The organism is Methylobacterium sp. 142-1Y, assembly GCF_057747795.1.
In genome coordinates this window covers 2,398,363-2,415,560 of the sequence record NZ_CM173224.1, presented here as the reverse complement: position 1 = coordinate 2,415,560, position 17,198 = coordinate 2,398,363, and the positions used below count along the sequence as shown (strand labels likewise).

Here is a 17,198-nt window from a genome sequence, read left to right as displayed (position 1 = left end):
ACCCTTAGAATGGTTCTAGCGAACTAGAATCATTCTAAAGAACCGGGTGCCGTCGTCCCCGGCCTCGCGCCGGCAAGCACGCACCATCTGATTACGTGTATCCGGGGCGGGCCTTAGCACGGCCCCCGGGGGGAAAGGCAAAGGAATTCAGCGCATGGAGCGCCCGCGCGCCTATCTCGACCACAACGCCACCTCGCCCCTGCGGCCCGAGGTGGCGGAGGCGGTCGTGCGCGCGCTCCACGACCTGCCCGGCAACCCGTCCTCGGTCCATCGCGAAGGGCGGGCGGCTCGTTCGGCGATCGAGGCGGCGCGGGCCAAGGTCGCTTCCCTCGCCGGGGTGAAGCCGTCGCAGGTGGTGTTCACCAGCGGCGGCACCGAATCCGCGAACGCGGTCCTGTCGGGCTCTTTATGCCGGCGCGGCGTGCCGGCGCCGACCCGGCTGCTGATCGGCGCGACCGAACATCCGTGCTGCCTGCAAGGCCACCGCTTCCCGGCGCACGAGACCGCGATCCTGCCGGTCGATGCCGACGGGGTCATCCGCCTCGACGTCCTGGAGGCGCGATTGGCGGCGTGTGCCGCGGAGGGCGTCACCGCTCTGGTCTCGGTCCAGGCCGCCAACAACGAAACCGGCGTGGTCCAGCCCCTGGCGAGGGTTGCGGCACTCGCATGCCAGCACGGCGCCCTGTTCCACAGCGATGCGGTCCAGACCGCTGGACGGATATCGATCGCGCGCAATATATTCGCTGCCGACGCCCTGACCCTGTCGGGGCACAAGCTCGGTGCGCCGAAGGGCGTTGGTGCGATCGTGCTCGGGGAGGGCGCGATCCTGGAGCCCGCCTTCCACCGCGGCGGCGGGCAGGAGGGGCGCCTGCGGGCCGGGACCGAGAACGTGCCGGGCATCGTCGGGTTCGGGATCGCCGCGGAACTGGCGCTGGCAGCCATGTCGGCCGAGGCGATCCGCCTCGCCTCCCTGCGCGACGCGATCGAGGCGGGCGTGCGGGCACGCGCGCCCGATGCGGTGGTGTTCGGGGCGGGGGCCGAGCGCCTGCCCAACACGCTTTGCTTCGCCCTGCCGGGGCTCAAGGCCGAGACGGCCCTGATCGCCCTCGACCTCGATGGGGTGGCGGTCTCGTCCGGGGCGGCCTGCGCCTCGGGCAAGGTGTCGCGCTCCGGCGTGCTCGCGGCGATGGGGGTCGATTCCGCCCTGTCCGCTGGGGCGCTGCGCGTGAGTTTGGGGTGGAACAGCCGGCAAGAGGACGGGGAAAGCTTCCTCGCGGCCTTCGATCGGCTGGTTTCGTCCCTATATAAGCGCCGGGAGCGGGCCGCGTGAGCGCGTGCCTCGCATCCGGCCGTGTCATCACCTCGCGGCCCTTGAAGCCGTAAGCGGTAGGAGACGGGTATGCCTGCAGTGCAGGAGACGGTCGATCGCGTCCGCGCCATCGATGTCGATCAGTACAAATACGGGTTCGAGACCACGATCGAGATGGAGAAGTCCGAGAAGGGCCTCTCCGAGGACGTGATCCGCTTCATCTCGGCCAAGAAGGACGAGCCGGAGTGGATGCTCGAATGGCGCCTCGACGCCTATCGCCGCTGGCTCACCATGAAGGAGCCGAACTGGGCGCGGGTCGAGTACGACAAGATCAACTACGACGAGCTGTACTATTACGCCGCGCCGAAGCGCAAGGCGGCGCAGTCGCTCGACGAGATCGATCCCGAGATCCTGAAGACCTACGAGAAGCTCGGCATCCCGCTGCGCGAGGTCGAGGTGCTGGAGGGCATCGCCCCCGAGCGCCGCGTCGCGGTCGATGCGGTGTTCGATTCGGTCTCGGTCGCCACCACCTTCAAGGCCGAGCTCGCCAAGGCCGGCGTCATCTTCATGCCGATCTCGGAGGCCGTGCGCGAGCACCCCGAGCTGGTGAAGAAGTACCTCGGCTCGGTGGTTCCGGTCACCGACAACTACTTCGCGACGCTCAACTCGGCGGTCTTCTCCGACGGCTCGTTCGTCTACATCCCGCCGGGCGTGCGCTGCCCGATGGAGCTGTCGACCTACTTCCGCATCAACGAGCGTGACACCGGCCAGTTCGAGCGCACGCTGATCATCGCCGACAAGGGCTCCTACGTCTCGTATCTCGAGGGCTGCACCGCCCCGAAGCGCGACGACAACCAGCTCCACGCCGCGGTGGTCGAGCTCGTGGCGCTGGACGACGCCGAGATCAAATACTCGACGGTCCAGAACTGGTACCCGGGCGATGCGGAAGGCCGCGGCGGCATCTACAACTTCGTGACCAAGCGCGGCGATTGCCGCGGCGTGAACTCGAAGATTTCGTGGACGCAGGTCGAGACCGGCTCGGCGATCACTTGGAAGTACCCATCCTGCATCCTGCGCGGCGACAATTCCCGCGGCGAGTTCTACTCGATCGCGGTGTCGAACGGCATGCAGCAGGTCGATTCCGGCACCAAGATGATCCATCTCGGCAAGAACACGACGAGCCGGATCATCTCGAAGGGCATCTCGGCCGGCCGGTCGCAGAACACCTACCGGGGCCTCGTCTCGGCGCACAAGAAGGCGAAGGGCGCGCGCAACTTCACCAATTGCGACTCGCTGCTGATCGGCGACCAGTGCGGGGCGCATACCGTGCCCTACATCGAGTCGAAGAACGCGTCCGCCGTGTTCGAGCACGAGGCCACCACCTCGAAGATCTCCGAGGACCAGAAGTTCTACTGCCTGCAGCGCGGCCTGTCCGAGGAGGAGGCGACCGCGCTCATCGTCAACGGCTTCGTCCGCGACGTGCTGCAGCAGCTGCCGATGGAGTTCGCCGTCGAGGCCCAGAAGCTGATCTCGATCAGCCTGGAAGGCTCGGTGGGCTGATCGCTCCCAGGCTTCCGGCGACGAGCCGGAAGCCTCTTACGCCCCGAATTCATTGCAACGGATGCGGTGCCGCGCGGTCGGCCGCTCCCGTCAGGACTACCTTATCATGCTGGAAATCAAGAACCTGGTCGTCAACATCGAGGACAAGCGCATCCTCAACGGCCTGAGCCTGACCGTCAACGACGGCGAGGTCGCCGCCATCATGGGGCCGAACGGCTCCGGCAAGTCGACCCTGTCCTACGTCATCGCCGGCAAGGAGGATTACGAGGTCCTCGACGGCGAGATCCTGCTCGACGGCGAGAACATCCTGGAGATGGAAGCGGATGCCCGCGCGGCGGCCGGCATCTTCCTGGCCTTCCAGTACCCGCTGGAGATCCCGGGCGTCGGCACGATGACCTTCCTCAAGGCGGCGATGAACGCCCAGCGCAAGACCCGCGGCGAGGAGGAGCTGACCACCCCCGACTTCATGCGCCAGGTCTTCGCGGCTGCCGACAAGCTCGAGATCAACCGCGAGATGCTCAAGCGCGCCCTCAATGTCGGGTTCTCCGGCGGCGAGAAGAAGCGCATGGAGATCCTCCAGATGGCGCTCCTGTCGCCGCGCTTCTGCGTCCTCGACGAGACCGATTCCGGCCTCGACATCGATGCGCTCCGCATCGTCTCGGAGGGCGTGAATGCGCTGCGCGCCCAGAACCGCAGCTTCCTGGTGATCACCCACTACCAGCGGCTCCTCAACCACATCGTGCCCGACACCGTGCACGTGATGGCGCAGGGCCGGGTGGTGAAGTCCGGCGGCAAGGAGCTCGCCCTCGAGCTCGAGGCCTCGGGCTATGCCGAGTACCGGGCGAGCGAGGCCGCGTGACCATGGCCGACGTCACGACCCTCCGCACCGCCGCCGAGACCGGGCTGTCGAAGCTCTTCGAGGTCCAGCGGCTCAAGCTCCCCGGGGCGGCCATCGCCCGCGAGGAAGCGTTCCGCTATTTCGAGGCGGCGGGCCTGCCGCATCGCCGCGTCGAGGCCTTCAAGTACACCGACCTGCGCGCTGCCGTGCGCGAGGCCGCCCCGCCGGCCGAGGCGCCCGAGCCCGAGACCGCCCGCAATGCGGTCAAGGCGGCCCGGGGCTTTGCCGGGATCGAGGCCGCACGCCTGACCTTCGTCAACGGCCACCTGATCGCGGCGCTCTCCGACCTGTCCGGCCTGCCCGAGGGCCTGGAGGTGGTCACCTTCGCGAAGGCCATGGCCGAGGGTCATCCGCTCCTCGACCATCTCGCCCCGGTCGAGCAGACCCGCGAGAACCCGATCTACCAGCTCAACGCCGCCTTCATGGCGGACGGGGCGGTGATCCGGGTCGAGGCCGGCGCCAGGATCGAGCGCGCCCTGCACCTGCGCTTCATCGGCACCGGCGACACCGCGTTCTCGACCGCGACCCGCGTGCTGGTCGTGGCCGGGGATGAGTCCGAGGTGACGCTGCTCGAAAGCCACGAGGGCCCGGACGGGATCGCCTACCAGCCCAACGACGTCCTCGACGTCGTGGTCGGCGACCGCGCCCGCGTGCTGCACAGCCGGCTCAACATCGAGGGTGATGCCGCCATCGCGCTCTCGACCGTCTCGGCCCGCCTCGGCGCCGGCTCGCATATCGAGACCGTCAACGTGGTGACCGGCGCGGTGCTGTCGCGCCACCAGCTCTACCTCAACTTCGCCGGCGACGACGCGACCGCCACGGTCAACGGCGCCGCGATGATCCGCGACGGCCAGCTCGCCGACTCGACGCTGCTCGCCGATCACGCGGCGGTCGGCGGCATCAGCCGCGAGCAGTTCAAGACGGTCATCGACGGCGACGCCACCGGCGTGTTCCAGGGCAAGATCATCGTCCGGCAGATCGCCCAGAAGACCGACGGCAAGATGAAGTCGGACTGCCTCCTCCTCACCGACGAGGGGCAGATGATGAACAAGCCGGAGCTGGAGATCTTCGCCGACGACGTGGCCTGCGGCCACGGCGCCACCTGCGGCGCGCCGGACGAGGACCTGCTGTTCTACCTGATGGCCCGCGGCCTGCCGCGGCCCCAGGCCGAGAGCCTGCTGGTCCAGGCCTTCCTCGGCGAGGCGATCGAGGTGGTGACCCACGAGGGCGCCCGCGACGCGATGATCGCCGAGATCGAGGCCTGGCTCGCCCGCCGCGGCTAAGAAACGATCGGGTCGGCCCACGGGCCGGCCCCTCTCACGCCCCTGCAAGAGAGCCCGTCGAGAGAGCCCGACATGAACGCACCCGTCCTCCAGACCCCCTACGACGTCGAGGCGATCCGGGCGCAATTCCCGATCCTGTCGCAGCAGGTCTACGGCAAGCCGCTGGTCTATCTCGACAACGCCGCCTCGGCGCAGAAGCCGCGGGCGGTGATCGACGCCATGTCGGGCGCGATGGGGACGGCCTATGCCAACGTGCATCGCGGCCTGCACTTCATGGCGAATGCGGCGACGGACGGCTTCGAGGGCGCGCGCGAGACGACGCGCCAGTTCCTCAACGCCCGCTCCACCGACGAGATCATCTTCACCCGCAACGCCACCGAGGCCTACAATCTCGTCGCGACCTGCATGGGCTGGGCCGGGCTGATCGGCGAGGGTGACGAGATCATCCTGTCGATCATGGAGCACCATTCCAACATCGTGCCCTGGCACTTCCTGCGCGAGCGCCGCGGCGCCGTGCTGAAATTCGCCCCCGTCGACGACGAGGGCAACTTCCTGGTCGAGGAGTTCGAGAAGCTCTTCTCGCCCCGCACCAAGATGGTGGCGATCACCCAGATGTCGAACGTCCTCGGCACGGTGACGCCGGCGGAAGAGATCGTCCGCATCGCGCATGCCCACGGCGTGCCGGTGCTGCTCGACGGGGCGCAGAGCGCCGTCCACCAGGCGATCGACGTCCAGGCCCTCGATTGCGACTTCTTCGTCTTCACCGGCCACAAGGTCTACGGGCCGACCGGCATCGGCGTGCTCTACGGCAAGAAGGAGTGGCTGGAGCGTCTGCCCCCCTACCAGGGCGGCGGCGAGATGATCGAGATCGTCGAGGAGGAGCGCATCACCTACAACGCGCCCCCGCACCGCTTCGAGGCGGGCACCCCGGCGATCATCGAGGCGATCGGGCTCGGCGCGGCGCTCGAATTCATGATGTCGCTCGGCCGCGAGCGCATCGCCGCCCACGAGGCGCATCTGCTGGCCTACGCGCAGGACGCCCTGCGCGGGATGAACAGCCTGCGGATCATCGGCACGGCGAAGCACAAGGGCGCGGTGATCTCCTTCGAGATGAAGGGGGCGCACGCCCACGACGTCGCCACGGTGATCGACCGCCAGGGCGTCGCGGTGCGGGCCGGCACCCACTGCGCCATGCCGCTGCTCAAGCGCTTCGGCACCACTTCCACCTGTCGCGCCTCGTTCGGCCTGTATAATACGACGGCGGAGATCGACGCCCTCGTCTCGGCCCTGACCCGGGCCGAACGGATGTTCGCGTGAGGACCCCATGACCGATACCCCCGCCGCGAGCGGCGCGAATACCCCGTCGCTGAACGCCCAGGTGAACGCCTCCGCGATCCCGCCGGAGGAGATGGACCGTCTGACCGACGGCATCGTGGCGGCGCTCAAATCCGTCTACGATCCGGAGATTCCGGCCGACATCTACGAGCTCGGCTTGATCTACCGGGTCGACATCGCCGACGACCGCAATGTCGCCATCGACATGACGCTGACGGCGCCGGGCTGTCCCGTCGCCGGCGAGATGCCGGGCTGGGTCGAGAACGCCGTCTCGGCGGTGCCGGGCGTCGCCGGGTGCAACGTGACGATGGTGTTCGACCCGCCGTGGGACCAAAGCCGGATGTCCGACGAGGCCCGCATCGCGCTCGACATGTGGTGAGCGGGTTCAGCGCATCGCGTCGGTGATGCGGGGCGGGAAGGCGAGGCCGTCATAGACCTCGGCCAGGGCCAGACTGGCGCCGATCTCCGGCAGGGCGATGACGGCATCGAGGCCTTCGAACAGCACCGGTTGCCAGCCCTCCCCCTCGCGGCGGTAGAGCAGGGCGACCGGCGCCACGGTCTCGAGGAGCAGGATGGACCGGAGCGTCGGATGGCGCTTGTACTCCTCCAGTTTCACCGTCCGGTCGACAGTGGTCGTGGACGGAGAGGCGACCTCGACGACGAGGCGTGGCTCGCGGGATTCGTGGGTGTCGTAGACCAGTTCGCCACACTCGACCGTGACGTCGGGCCGCCGGATCGTGGTGATACTGGTTCGCAGCGAGACATCGTCGGTCGTCGGGCGGCAGCGGGAGCCGCGCAGCTGATTGCCCAAGGCGATGATGACGTTCACCGTCACCCGGTCATGCTGGACGCTCGCCCCGGTCATCATCCGGTGCTTCGGGACCGGAACGCCATCGACGAGTTCAAACGGCTCGTCCTGGTCCTCCTGCCAGCGAAAGAATTCCTCCGGCGTCATCCGCCGCCGCGCCGCATCCGCCATCGCCGCCTCCATGACGGCGTACCCTAGCACATCCCTCCGGTGGACCATCGGCAACGGGATGCTTATCTTCCGAGACGTAACCTCGCGCCTCAACCGCCCGGGCCTTGAACCCGGCCGTCGGAGAGAGTTTTGAACATGGCACCGAGCTTCAAGGTGATGTCGCTGACCGAGGCCGCCGCCGAGCGGATCAAGGGCATCATGGCCGACGCTGAGCGCCCGATCGCGGGCCTGCGCGTCGGCGTCAAGAACGGCGGCTGCGCCGGGATGAGCTACACGATGGAATATGCCGAGGAGCGTAAGGCCGGCGAGGACATGATCGAGGACAAGGGCGTCCGCGTCTTCATCGATCCGAAGGCGGTGCTGTTCCTGCTCGGGACGCAGATGGATTTCCAGACCACGAAGCTGTCGTCGCAGTTCGTGTTCAACAATCCGAACCAGACCTCGGCCTGCGGCTGCGGTGAATCCGTCGCGATCACGCCCGCCGATCCGAACGCCCTAACGGCCGCCCACGCCTGAGAGCACGCCCGCCCCCCCGGGGCGGCGCACCCAGTGCCGCTCAAGGGGGAGGGGGCAGGCCGAGAAATCGCTCCGAAGGCTTCGGGCTGGGGGTCAGGCGACGTCGTCCATCGTCTCGGGCGACACGCTGTCGTCGATCACCTGGTTGCGGCCCGCCCGCTTGGCGGTGAACATGCAGTGGTCGGCGCGCTCCAGGAGCGACACCGCGGTGTCGCCGCGGCGGTAGGAGGCGAGGCCGACCGAGATGGTGATCCGCCCCAGGCTCTCGCCGGTGGAGCGCTTGACCAGTTCGCGGCCCATCACGCTGGTGCGGACCTTCTCGGCCACCGCCCGTGCCTCCTCCCGGTCGCTGCCCGGCAGGATGATGCCGAATTCCTCGCCCCCGAACCGCGCGATGGTGGTGCGCGGCTCGACGCTCTCGCGCATGGTCATCGCCACCAGCCGCAGCACTTGGTCGCCGGTGAGGTGGCCGTAGAGGTCGTTGAAGCGCTTGAAGTGGTCGATGTCGAGCACGACGAGGCAGACCGGCTGGCCCTGCACCGCGGCGTGGTCGACGGCCTTGTGCAGCATCTCCTCGAAATGCTTGCGGTTGCCGATGCCGGTGAGCGGGTCGGTCAGCGACTCGACGCGCACCGCCTCCAGGGTCTCGCGCAGGGTCTCGATCTCGTTGCGGCTCTCTCGCATCCGCGCCTCGAGGGTGCGGTTGTTGGCGGCCACGTCCCGGGTGGTGACGACGAGGGAGGACACGATCTCCCGTACCCGGGCACGGTTCACCGCCGGTGCGGCGAGATCCTGGGTGAAGGCCTGCAGCGATGCGCCGTAGCGCGCGGTGGAGCCCAGGGCGGCGTCGAGCATCTCCATGATCTGCTCGATCTCGGCCAGCACCCCGGTGCTCGCCCGCTCGGTCTCGATCGAGAGCTTGCGGCCGTCGAGATAGGTCTCGAAGAGCTGGTCGATATGGGCGTCGGCCAGGGTGCCGTGCTCGGCGGTGAGCCGCTTCACCGCCTCGATGAGCTGGGAGTTCAGGCCGGCGACGTAGGTGTACCAGACCGCATAGCTGCGCGGTGTCGCCGATGAGCGGTACGCCTTCATCAGCTCCATGGCCCGCTGACCGAACAAGAAGCTCCGATCGAGGTCGGCGCTGCTCAGGTCAGACATCGAACGTCTCCGCGCTGGACGACGGCTTCGTGCCGGCGCCTCTCCATGACCTCTACGGGCTGTCGGTGGAGAAGCAGTTAAGGCGCGGAGAAATTATGGCCTTACAAGCGAGAAAACCGGGGTCTACTCGCCCTCTGTCCGCTTCTTCAGTACAACCGGCCGTAGCAGGAAGGCAGGGACGTGAGCGCCCATGCCGATCTCGGCCTCCGGCATCGCGTCGTCGTCGCGGTGGCGGCCACGGTCGTTGCGCCGGCCGGCGGGACGCTCGTCCGCGTGACGGCGCTCGTCCGGCACGCGGCGCTCCGGCGTCGTCGGCCGCGGTGCCTCGCCGTTGCGGCGCGGAGCCGCGGGTGCCCCGGCCTCCTCGTGCCGGCTACCCTCTTGCTGGGTGCCCTCTTGGCGGTTGCCCTCTTGGCGGTTGCCGCGGGCGCGGCGCCGGCGGGTCTCGTCCCGGCGCCCGCCCTCGTCGCTGCGGGATTCCGGCCGGCCGGATCCGTGGCGCCGGCCCTCGGCCCGTCCCTCGTCGCGGCGGCCGCGACCGCCCCGGCCGCGGCGCTCCGGCTCGGCGGCCTCGTCGTCGGGCAGGCTGGCGAGGTCGCCCTCCGCCCAGGGGATCGGCTGGCCGATCAGCGTCTCGATCGCCGCGACCGACTTCTCGTCGCCGCGGCCCACCAGGGTGAAGGCGGCGCCGGAGCGGCCGGCCCGGCCGGTGCGGCCGATCCGGTGCACGTAATCCTCGGCGTGGTGCGGCACGTCGAAGTTGAAGACGTGGCTCACCGCCGGGATGTCGAGGCCGCGGGCGGCCACGTCGCTGGCAACGAGCAGCGGCACCTCGCCCGAGCGGAACGCGTCGAGCGCCGCCATGCGGGCGCGCTGGTCCATGTCGCCGTGCAGGGCCGCGACGTTGAAGCCGTGGTTCGACAGCGACTTCTGCAGTTGCGCAACGTCGCGCTTGCGGTTGCAGAAGATGATGCCGTTATTGAGCTCGTCCGCCGCGCGGATCAGCTTGCGCAAGGTCTTGCGCTTCAGGTGCCCTTCCGCTCCCGTCGCGACCAGCCGCTGGGTGATGGTGGTGGCGGTCGAGGCCGGGCGCGCCACTTCGATGCGGACGGGATTGTGCAGGAAGTCGTCGGCGAGGCGCTGGATCTCCGGCGGCATCGTCGCGGAGAAGAACAAGGTCTGGCGCGTGAACGGCACCATCTTTACGATGCGCTCGATGTCGGGGATGAACCCCATGTCGAGCATCCGGTCGGCCTCGTCGATCACCAGGAGCTCGACGCCGGTGAGCAGCAGCTTGCCGCGCTCGAAATGATCGAGGAGCCGTCCGGGGGTCGCGATCAGCACGTCGACGCCGCGGGTGATCTTGAGGTCCTGGTCGGCGAACGAGACGCCGCCGATCAGGAGCGCGACGTTGAGCTTGTGGTTGGTGCCGTAGCGCTCGAAATTCTCGACCACCTGCGCGGCGAGCTCGCGCGTCGGCTCGAGGACCAGCGTGCGCGGCATCCGCGCCCGGGCCCGGCCCTGCTCGAGCATGGTGAGCATCGGCAGCGTGAACGCCGCCGTCTTGCCGGTGCCGGTCTGGGCGACGCCCAGGACGTCGCGCCGCGCGAGGACGTGCGGAATGGCTTGGGCTTGGATCGGGGTCGGCGTGGTGTAGCCCGCAGCCTCGACGGCCTGCTGGACCTTCTCGCTTAAACCCAGTTCGGCGAATGACATCCTGAAGAGAACCGTTGCGCGCGGGCGGATCGGGCCGGCGCGGAAGACACCGTCGCGGCAACGGCCGGGATGCAAAGTCGTTTCGCAGCCAGTCCCGCGCCGGAGACGCCGAGGCGGGACGTTCACGCCATTGCTCTGTCGCGCCTGCACGCGACCGCCCGCAGGACACGCCCGATGCGAGGACGTTTGTCAAGGGCTGACCGGGATTTGTTCGGTGGGCCGGGCCGCTGCCGATGCCGTGTCCCGACGCCGTTCGGGCATCCCACGGGCGCCGGGACCCGACGAGAGCGCAAGCGTCACGGGCGCGCGGGCACGCTGCACGGGTCGAGCCGTGTCCGCTCCGCTTGGCCGGCGATCGATTGGCCGGCGATCGACCCGGTGGTCTCGGGCTCGACGAGGCCGCGCAACGACGCGACCGCCTGCCCGCCGGAGCCGGACGGCGTGCCGCTGCGCGATGCGAGGAAGTGAGTCGCCGCCAGCGAGCCCGCCACGGCGAACAGGGCGATCCGCCAGGTGCGGCGGAGCAGGGAAGGCGGCGCGGTCTCGCGCCCGAACGCGTCCATTGCGATTCCTCAGGGGAAGTCCACTGGGAAACCCTGGAGCATCATGGTTAATGCTAAGTGACCGTACTCGCTCGATTTTTTGGATCGGCGCTCGCTCCCGATTCACGGTTCGTTGACGGGTGGGCGGGTAAACCCTGTCCTCGTTGCAGGAATGCGACAGACCGGGTGACCGACCGGGGATAGAAGCGCGCCGGCTCTCGCCAATCAGGACCAGTAAGACAATGAAGAAGATCCTCCTCGCCTCCGTGGCCCTCGTCGGCCTGTCCGCGGCTGCTTCGGCCGCCGACCTGCCGCGCCGCGCGGCCCCGCCGCCGGTCTTCACGCCGGTGCCGGTGTTCACCTGGACGGGCTTCTACGCCGGTTTCAACGCCGGTTACGGCTTCGGCACCAATGACAACCGCGGCTCCACCGTCGTCGGCGTCGGCCCGGCCACCGGCCTCGTAGCCACCCCGACCGTGATCGCCTTCCCGGGCCAGCGCTCGACCGACGGCTTCGTCGGCGGCGGCCAGGTCGGCTACAACTACCAGTTCACCCCGGGCTCGGGCATCGTGGTCGGCGTCGAGGCCGACGCCCAGTACGTCGATTTCGGCCGTGACCGGAACCGCTTCGCCGCCACCGGCCCGATCGCCGCCCAGCAGGTGTTCAACCCGAACGGCGTCGCCGGCCTCGACTACTTCGGCACCGTCCGTGGCCGCCTCGGCTACGCCTGGGACCGCACCCTCGTGTACGCCACCGGCGGTTTCGCCTACGGTTCGGGCGGCGGCCGCGACTTCGGTCTGCCGAACAGCTCGCGTGACGAGTTCCAGACCGGCTGGGTCGTCGGCGGCGGCGTCGAGTACGCCATCCCGACCGACTCGTTCCTGAACTTCTTCCGTTCGTCGGCCGTGACCCTCAAGGTCGAAGGCCTGTACGTGAACCTGGATCAGGGCAACCGCAACAACGGCGCCTTCGCCGTGAACAACGCCGGCAACGTGGTCGGCCTCGGCTCGCCGGGCGTGGTCGTCGTGAACGCCGGCCCGGTCCGTCGCGAGACCGAGTTCGCGGTCGTCCGCGCCGGCCTGAACTACAAGTTCAACGGCTTCTAGTCGTCGCTTTCCGTCAGGTCGACGGAGCGGAGCCCGGCCTCATGGCCGGGCTTTTTGCGTTCTGGCGGCGTCGCATCGGCAGTGCCGGCTGTCCCAGGCAAAAACGGCCCGGTCGCGTGAGCGGCCGGGCCGTTTTCGCGGCGTGGTCCGGGGGAGGGCGGTGCCGTCCCCCGGAGGCCGGGTTTCAGATGTCGAGCTCGATCTCGTCGGCGAAGACCGCCCGTTCGGAGATGAAGGCGAAGCGGGCCTCGGGCTTGTTGCCCATCAGCCGCTCGACCGTGTCGCCGGTCGCGACCTTCGCCTCTTCCACCACCTCGACCCGCAGGAGCGTGCGCTTCTTCGGATCCATCGTGGTCTCCTTGAGCTGGCCGGGCATCATCTCGCCGAGGCCCTTGAAGCGCCCGATCTCGACCTTGCCCGACTTGAAGGTGGTCTTGAGCAGCTGCTCTTTGTGCCGGTCGTCCCGGGCATAGGCGCTCTTGGCCCCTTGCGTCAGCCGGTAGAGGGGCGGGACGGCGAGGTAGAGGTGCCCCTGCTCGATCAGCTCCGGCATCTGCCGGTAGAAGAAGGTGATGAGCAGCGAGGCGATGTGGGCGCCGTCGACGTCGGCATCGGTCATGATGATGACCTTCTCGTAGCGAAGGTCGTCGTGCCGGTACTGCTTGCCGATGCCGCAGCCCAGCGCCAGGATCAGGTCGGAGAGGAGCTGGTTCGCCCCGAGCTTGTCCCGGCTCGCCGAGGCGACGTTGAGGATCTTGCCGCGCAAGGGCAGGATCGCCTGGGTGGCGCGGTCGCGCGCCTGCTTGGCCGAGCCGCCGGCCGAATCGCCCTCGACGATGAAGATCTCGGAGCCCGCGGCCCCGGCCTTCGAGCAATCGGCGAGCTTGCCGGGCAGGCGAAGCTTGCGGGTCGCGGTCTTGCGGGCGACCTCCTTTTCCTGGCGCCGGCGCAGGCGCTCCTCGGCCCGGTCGATCACCCAGTCGAGGAGCTTGTTGGCCTGGGCCGGGGAAGCGGCGAGCCAGTGGTCGAAGGCGTCGCGGATCGCCGCCTCGACGATGCGGGAGGCCTCCAGCGTCGCGAGCTTGTCCTTGGTCTGGCCCTGGAACTCCGGCTCGCGGATGAAGACCGACAGCATCGCCGCGCAGGTCAGCATCACGTCGTCGGCGGTGACCGAGGCCATCCGCTTGACCTGGCCGACCCGCTCGGCGTGGTCGCGCAAGCCCCGCAGCAGGGCCACCCGCATCCCGCTCTCGTGGGTGCCGCCCTCCGGCGTCGGGATGGTGTTGCAGTAGGAGGACGAGAAGCCGTCGTCGTTCGACAGCCACGCCATCGCCCATTCGAGCGAGCCGTGGCTGCCCGGCTTGGTGATCTTGCCGGCAAAGACCCCGTCGGCGACCAGCTCCTTGCCGTCGATCTCGCGGGCGAGATAGTCCTTGAGACCGGCCGGGAAGCGGTGCACGGCCTCCGCCGGGACGTTCTCGACGCCCTCCAGCAGGGCAGGGGCGCAGCGCCAGCGGATCTCGACGCCGCCGAACAGGTAGGCCTTCGAGCGCGCCATCTTGAACAGGCGGCGCGGATCGAACCTGTGCTCGCCGAAGATCTCGGCATCGGGATGGAAGCGCACCTTCGTGCCGCGCCGGTTCTGCACCCGCCCGATCGTCTCGATCGGCCCCTGCGCGTGGCCGCGGGAGAAGGTCTGGCGGTAGAGGGTCTGGTTGCGGGCGACCTCGACCTCGAGCACGTCCGAGAGGGCGTTCACCACCGAGATGCCGACGCCGTGCAGGCCGCCGGAGGTCTCGTAGACCTTCGAATCGAACTTACCCCCGGCATGCAGCGTGGTCATAATGACCTCGAGCGCCGACTTGCCGGGGAATTTCGGATGCGGGTCGATCGGGATGCCGCGGCCGTTATCGGTCACGACGAGGCAGCCGCTCTCCTCCAGTTCGACCTCGATGAAGCTGGCATGGCCCGCCACCGCCTCGTCCATCGAGTTGTCGATCACCTCGGCGAAGAGGTGGTGGAGCGCCTTCTCGTCGGTGCCGCCGATATACATGCCGGGCCGGCGCCGCACCGGCTCCAGCCCCTCCAGCACCTCGATCGCCGAGGCGTCGTAGCCGGCCTCCGCCGCGTCCACGGGCGCGGACACGGCGACGGGCTTCGGGCGCTTCACCGCCTCCGCCTTCAGCGGATCCGCCGGCGGCTTCGGCTCTGGCGGCGTCCCGGGCGGCTTGCCGCCCGCGCCGAACAGGTCTCGTGCGGCCTCGCTCACGCGACGGCCTCGCGGTGGGGGAAGGGCTCTGGCAGCATTCGAGGTCATCCTTTCCCTATACCGGAACAAACGCGGAACAAAAAGGGCCTTTGAGCAGCGTCGGGGTGTGACGAACGGGCATGGTCGGGCGGCGCGGAATCGCCGCGCAGCAGAACCCGTACCAGAGTCACCGAGACGTAAACAAATTCCCTTAAAGCTCGGTGACGCGCGCGATACCCCGCGGAACCTCGGCCGTCACCGCCCGTTGACCGGACGGCCGCCCCCGACGCCGGACGGGATCGCGCGCCGCAGGAGCGTTCCGACGATGAAAGCCGTCAACCGCCACGCCCGTCATCTCTCCCTCGCCCGCGCCGAGCAGGCCGCCGGCCAGGCCTTCGGCTTCGCCGAGGAGGGCGTCGCCGCGGCGGCGGCCGGGATCGGGCGTATGGCGATGACGGCGACCGGCGCAGCCGTCGCGGTGGCCTTCGCGGCGACCCTCGCCTGGGCGTTCTGAGGCGTCTTAACGCTACGAGGCGATCCCGCGCGGCCGTTCCCGGCTGGCGTCGTTCCGGGCATTGCCGACGGCGCGGGCCGCCTTAGCTCCCGCATTGCAGCGCGGTCGCCGCAATGCGGGACGATCCTGCGGAACCTGCTCCCAACCACCGAATTTCCTGAGCGGCGCCCCACGCCGTTCGCACACTCTTGCTTTCGAAGGATGGTGGCCTGATGCGGCGCACCCACAGCATGCCATTCGGTGCGGAGATCGGACCGGAGGGGGTGCGCTTCGCCCTCTGGGCGCCGACCGCCAAGAGCGTCGCCCTGGTGCTCGACGGGCAGGAACATCCGCTGGACGATCAGGGCGAAGGCTGGCGCCGTCTGACGGTGCCGGGACTGCGGGCCGGGGCCCGCTACGGCTACCGGATCGACGGCGACCTCGTGGTGCCCGATCCCGCCTCGCGCTTCCAGCCGGAGGACGTGTCGGGGTTATCCGAGGTCATCGACCCCGCCGCGTTCCCGTGGACCGATCGGGATTGGGCCGGGCGTCCGTTCGAGGAGACGGTGATCTACGAGTGCCATGTCGGCACCGCGACGCCGGCGGGCACCTACGCGGCGCTCGCTGAGAAGCTGGAATCCCTGCGCGACCTCGGCGTCACGGCGATCGAGCTCCTGCCGCTCGCCGATTTCAAGGGCACCCGCAACTGGGGCTATGACGGCGTGCTGCCCTACGCGCCGGATTCGGCCTACGGCACCCCGGACGACCTGCGCCGCCTCGTCGACCGGGCGCATTCCCTCGGCCTGATGGTCTTCCTCGACGTCGTCTACAACCATTTCGGCCCGGCCGGGAATTACCTCCACGCCTATGCCGAGACGTTCTTCACCGAGCGCCACCCGACCCCGTGGGGCGCCGGCATCAACTTCGACGGCAAGACGTCCGGCCAGGTGGTGCGGGACTACTTCGTCCACAATTCGCTGTATTGGCTCGACGAATTCCACTTCGACGGCCTGCGCTTCGACGCCGTCCACGCCATCCAGGACGATTCCGACAAGCACTTCCTCGCCGAACTGGCCGAACGGATCCGCGCGGCATACTCCGATCGCCCGATCCACCTGATGCTGGAGAACGAGGCCAACCAGGCCCGCTGGCTGGAGCGGGACGGGTCGGGCCAGCCGATCCTGCACAGCGCGCAATGGGCCGACGACACCCATCACGGCTGGCACATCCTGCTGACCGGCGAGGAATCCGGCTATTACGAGAGCTTTTCCGACAAGCCGGCGGCGCATCTCGCCCGCAGCCTGGCGGAGGGCTTCGCCTACCAGGGCGAGCCGTTCAAGACCCTCGACAACCATACCCGCGGCGAGCGCTCCGGCCACTTGCCGCCGTCGGCTTTCGTCACCTTCCTGCAGAATCACGATCAGGTCGGCAACCGGGCGCTCGGCGAGCGGCTGAGCCACCTCGCCGATCCGGGCAAGCTGGCGCTCGCCCGCGCCGGGCTGCTGCTCAGCCCGCAAATCCCGATGCTGTGGATGGGCGAGGAATGGTCGGCCTCGACGCCGTTCCTGTTCTTCGTCGATTTCGCCCCCGACGAGGAGCTGAACAAGGCGGTGCGCGACGGAAGGCGGCGCGAGTTCAAGAGCTTCGCCGCCTTCGCCGACGAGGAGAAGGCGAAGACGATTCCCGACCCCACCGCCGCCGAGACGTTCCGGCGCTCGACGCTCGACTGGGCCGAGCGCGAGGCTTCGCCGCATCGCGAGGTCCTGGCCGACACCACCGCGCTGCTTCACCTGCGCCAGCGCGAGGTGGTGCCGCTGTTGAAGACCGCCTGGCAGGGCGGCCGTTACACCCTGCCGCGGCCCGACGTGATCGACGTCACCTGGGCCTTCGCCGGGGGCTCCTTGCGCTTCGTCGGGGTGTTCGGCGGCGACGCCCACACACCGGGGCCGCTGCCCGGCCGCATCGTCTGGCGCTCCCCTGCCGTCTCGCAGAACGAGGACGGCGCCCTGGTCCTGCCCGCCTGGTCGGGCGTGTTCGTGAAAGAGGTGCGTTGAG

Annotated in this window: 15 protein-coding genes; 10 read left to right on the top strand and 5 right to left on the bottom strand. The window is 69.0% G+C overall.

Going from position 1 to position 17,198, the window contains the following annotated elements:
• Positions 1-154: 154 nt before the first annotated feature.
• The 6 genes from AC3AOF_RS11035 to AC3AOF_RS11010 all read left to right on the top strand — a co-directional run bounded on the left by AC3AOF_RS11035 (position 155) and on the right by AC3AOF_RS11010 (position 6,764).
• Positions 155-1,330 (top strand): cysteine desulfurase family protein, encoded by a 1,176-nt coding sequence (locus AC3AOF_RS11035; protein ID WP_236992355.1) that lies wholly within the window; start codon positions 155-157, stop codon positions 1,328-1,330.
• A 69-nt stretch (positions 1,331-1,399) separates the two neighbouring features.
• On the top strand, positions 1,400-2,869 hold the full coding sequence (sufB, locus tag AC3AOF_RS11030; RefSeq protein ID WP_203154856.1) for a Fe-S cluster assembly protein SufB: 1,470 nt from the start codon (positions 1,400-1,402) through the stop codon (positions 2,867-2,869).
• 106 nt (positions 2,870-2,975) lie between these two features.
• Positions 2,976-3,728, top strand: coding sequence for a Fe-S cluster assembly ATPase SufC (gene sufC / locus AC3AOF_RS11025; RefSeq protein ID WP_355292932.1), 753 nt, complete (start codon positions 2,976-2,978; stop codon positions 3,726-3,728).
• A gap of 2 nt (positions 3,729-3,730) precedes the next feature.
• A complete protein-coding gene (locus AC3AOF_RS11020) occupies positions 3,731-5,050 on the top strand; it encodes a SufB/SufD family protein (protein WP_488348544.1) in 1,320 nt (439 codons plus the stop codon).
• Positions 5,051-5,122: 72 nt separating this feature from the next.
• Positions 5,123-6,367: a cysteine desulfurase gene (locus AC3AOF_RS11015; RefSeq protein ID WP_488348543.1), complete on the top strand. Its 1,245-nt coding sequence runs from the start codon at positions 5,123-5,125 to the stop codon at positions 6,365-6,367.
• A 7-nt stretch (positions 6,368-6,374) separates the two neighbouring features.
• Positions 6,375-6,764 carry an SUF system Fe-S cluster assembly protein gene (locus AC3AOF_RS11010; protein ID WP_442919329.1) on the top strand — a complete coding sequence of 130 codons (390 nt, stop codon included), beginning with the start codon at positions 6,375-6,377 and terminating at the stop codon, positions 6,762-6,764.
• Between the two features lie 6 nt (positions 6,765-6,770).
• Here AC3AOF_RS11010 and AC3AOF_RS11005 read toward each other — a convergent pair whose 3' ends face one another.
• Entirely contained in the window at positions 6,771-7,394 is a 624-nt protein-coding gene (locus tag AC3AOF_RS11005) for a Uma2 family endonuclease (protein WP_488348542.1), read from the bottom strand.
• 105 nt (positions 7,395-7,499) lie between these two features.
• Here AC3AOF_RS11005 and sufA point away from each other — a divergent pair, with 105 nt between their 5' ends.
• On the top strand, positions 7,500-7,880 hold the full coding sequence (sufA, locus tag AC3AOF_RS11000; protein WP_488348541.1) for a Fe-S cluster assembly scaffold SufA: 381 nt from the start codon (positions 7,500-7,502) through the stop codon (positions 7,878-7,880).
• Positions 7,881-7,973: 93 nt separating this feature from the next.
• Here the strand turns inward: sufA and AC3AOF_RS10995 are convergent, their stop codons facing one another.
• From AC3AOF_RS10995 to AC3AOF_RS10985, 3 genes are all read right to left on the bottom strand, one after another.
• Positions 7,974-9,038 carry a GGDEF domain-containing protein gene (locus tag AC3AOF_RS10995; protein WP_236992349.1) on the bottom strand — a complete coding sequence of 355 codons (1,065 nt, stop codon included), beginning with the start codon at positions 9,036-9,038 and terminating at the stop codon, positions 7,974-7,976.
• A gap of 123 nt (positions 9,039-9,161) precedes the next feature.
• Positions 9,162-10,754: a DEAD/DEAH box helicase gene (locus AC3AOF_RS10990; RefSeq protein WP_488348540.1), complete on the bottom strand. Its 1,593-nt coding sequence runs from the start codon at positions 10,752-10,754 to the stop codon at positions 9,162-9,164.
• Between the two features lie 296 nt (positions 10,755-11,050).
• Positions 11,051-11,317, bottom strand: a complete 267-nt coding sequence (locus AC3AOF_RS10985) for a hypothetical protein (protein WP_236992347.1) — start codon at positions 11,315-11,317, stop codon at positions 11,051-11,053.
• 221 nt (positions 11,318-11,538) lie between these two features.
• Between AC3AOF_RS10985 and AC3AOF_RS10980 the strand changes: the two genes are divergently transcribed.
• Positions 11,539-12,402, top strand: coding sequence for an outer membrane protein (locus tag AC3AOF_RS10980; RefSeq protein WP_236992346.1), 864 nt, complete (start codon positions 11,539-11,541; stop codon positions 12,400-12,402).
• A 184-nt stretch (positions 12,403-12,586) separates the two neighbouring features.
• Here AC3AOF_RS10980 and parE read toward each other — a convergent pair whose 3' ends face one another.
• Complete coding sequence (gene parE / locus AC3AOF_RS10975; protein WP_236992345.1) at positions 12,587-14,671, bottom strand: DNA topoisomerase IV subunit B; 2,085 nt, start codon at positions 14,669-14,671, stop codon at positions 12,587-12,589.
• A 304-nt stretch (positions 14,672-14,975) separates the two neighbouring features.
• On the opposite strand from parE, the gene AC3AOF_RS10970 reads away from it, so the two are divergent.
• Together AC3AOF_RS10970 and treZ are read left to right on the top strand one after the other, a co-directional pair.
• A complete protein-coding gene (locus AC3AOF_RS10970) occupies positions 14,976-15,164 on the top strand; it encodes a hypothetical protein (protein WP_236992344.1) in 189 nt (62 codons plus the stop codon).
• Between the two features lie 212 nt (positions 15,165-15,376).
• Complete coding sequence (gene treZ / locus AC3AOF_RS10965) at positions 15,377-17,197, top strand: malto-oligosyltrehalose trehalohydrolase (RefSeq protein ID WP_488348539.1); 1,821 nt, start codon at positions 15,377-15,379, stop codon at positions 17,195-17,197.
• The last annotated feature ends 1 nt before the right edge of the window (position 17,198 follow it).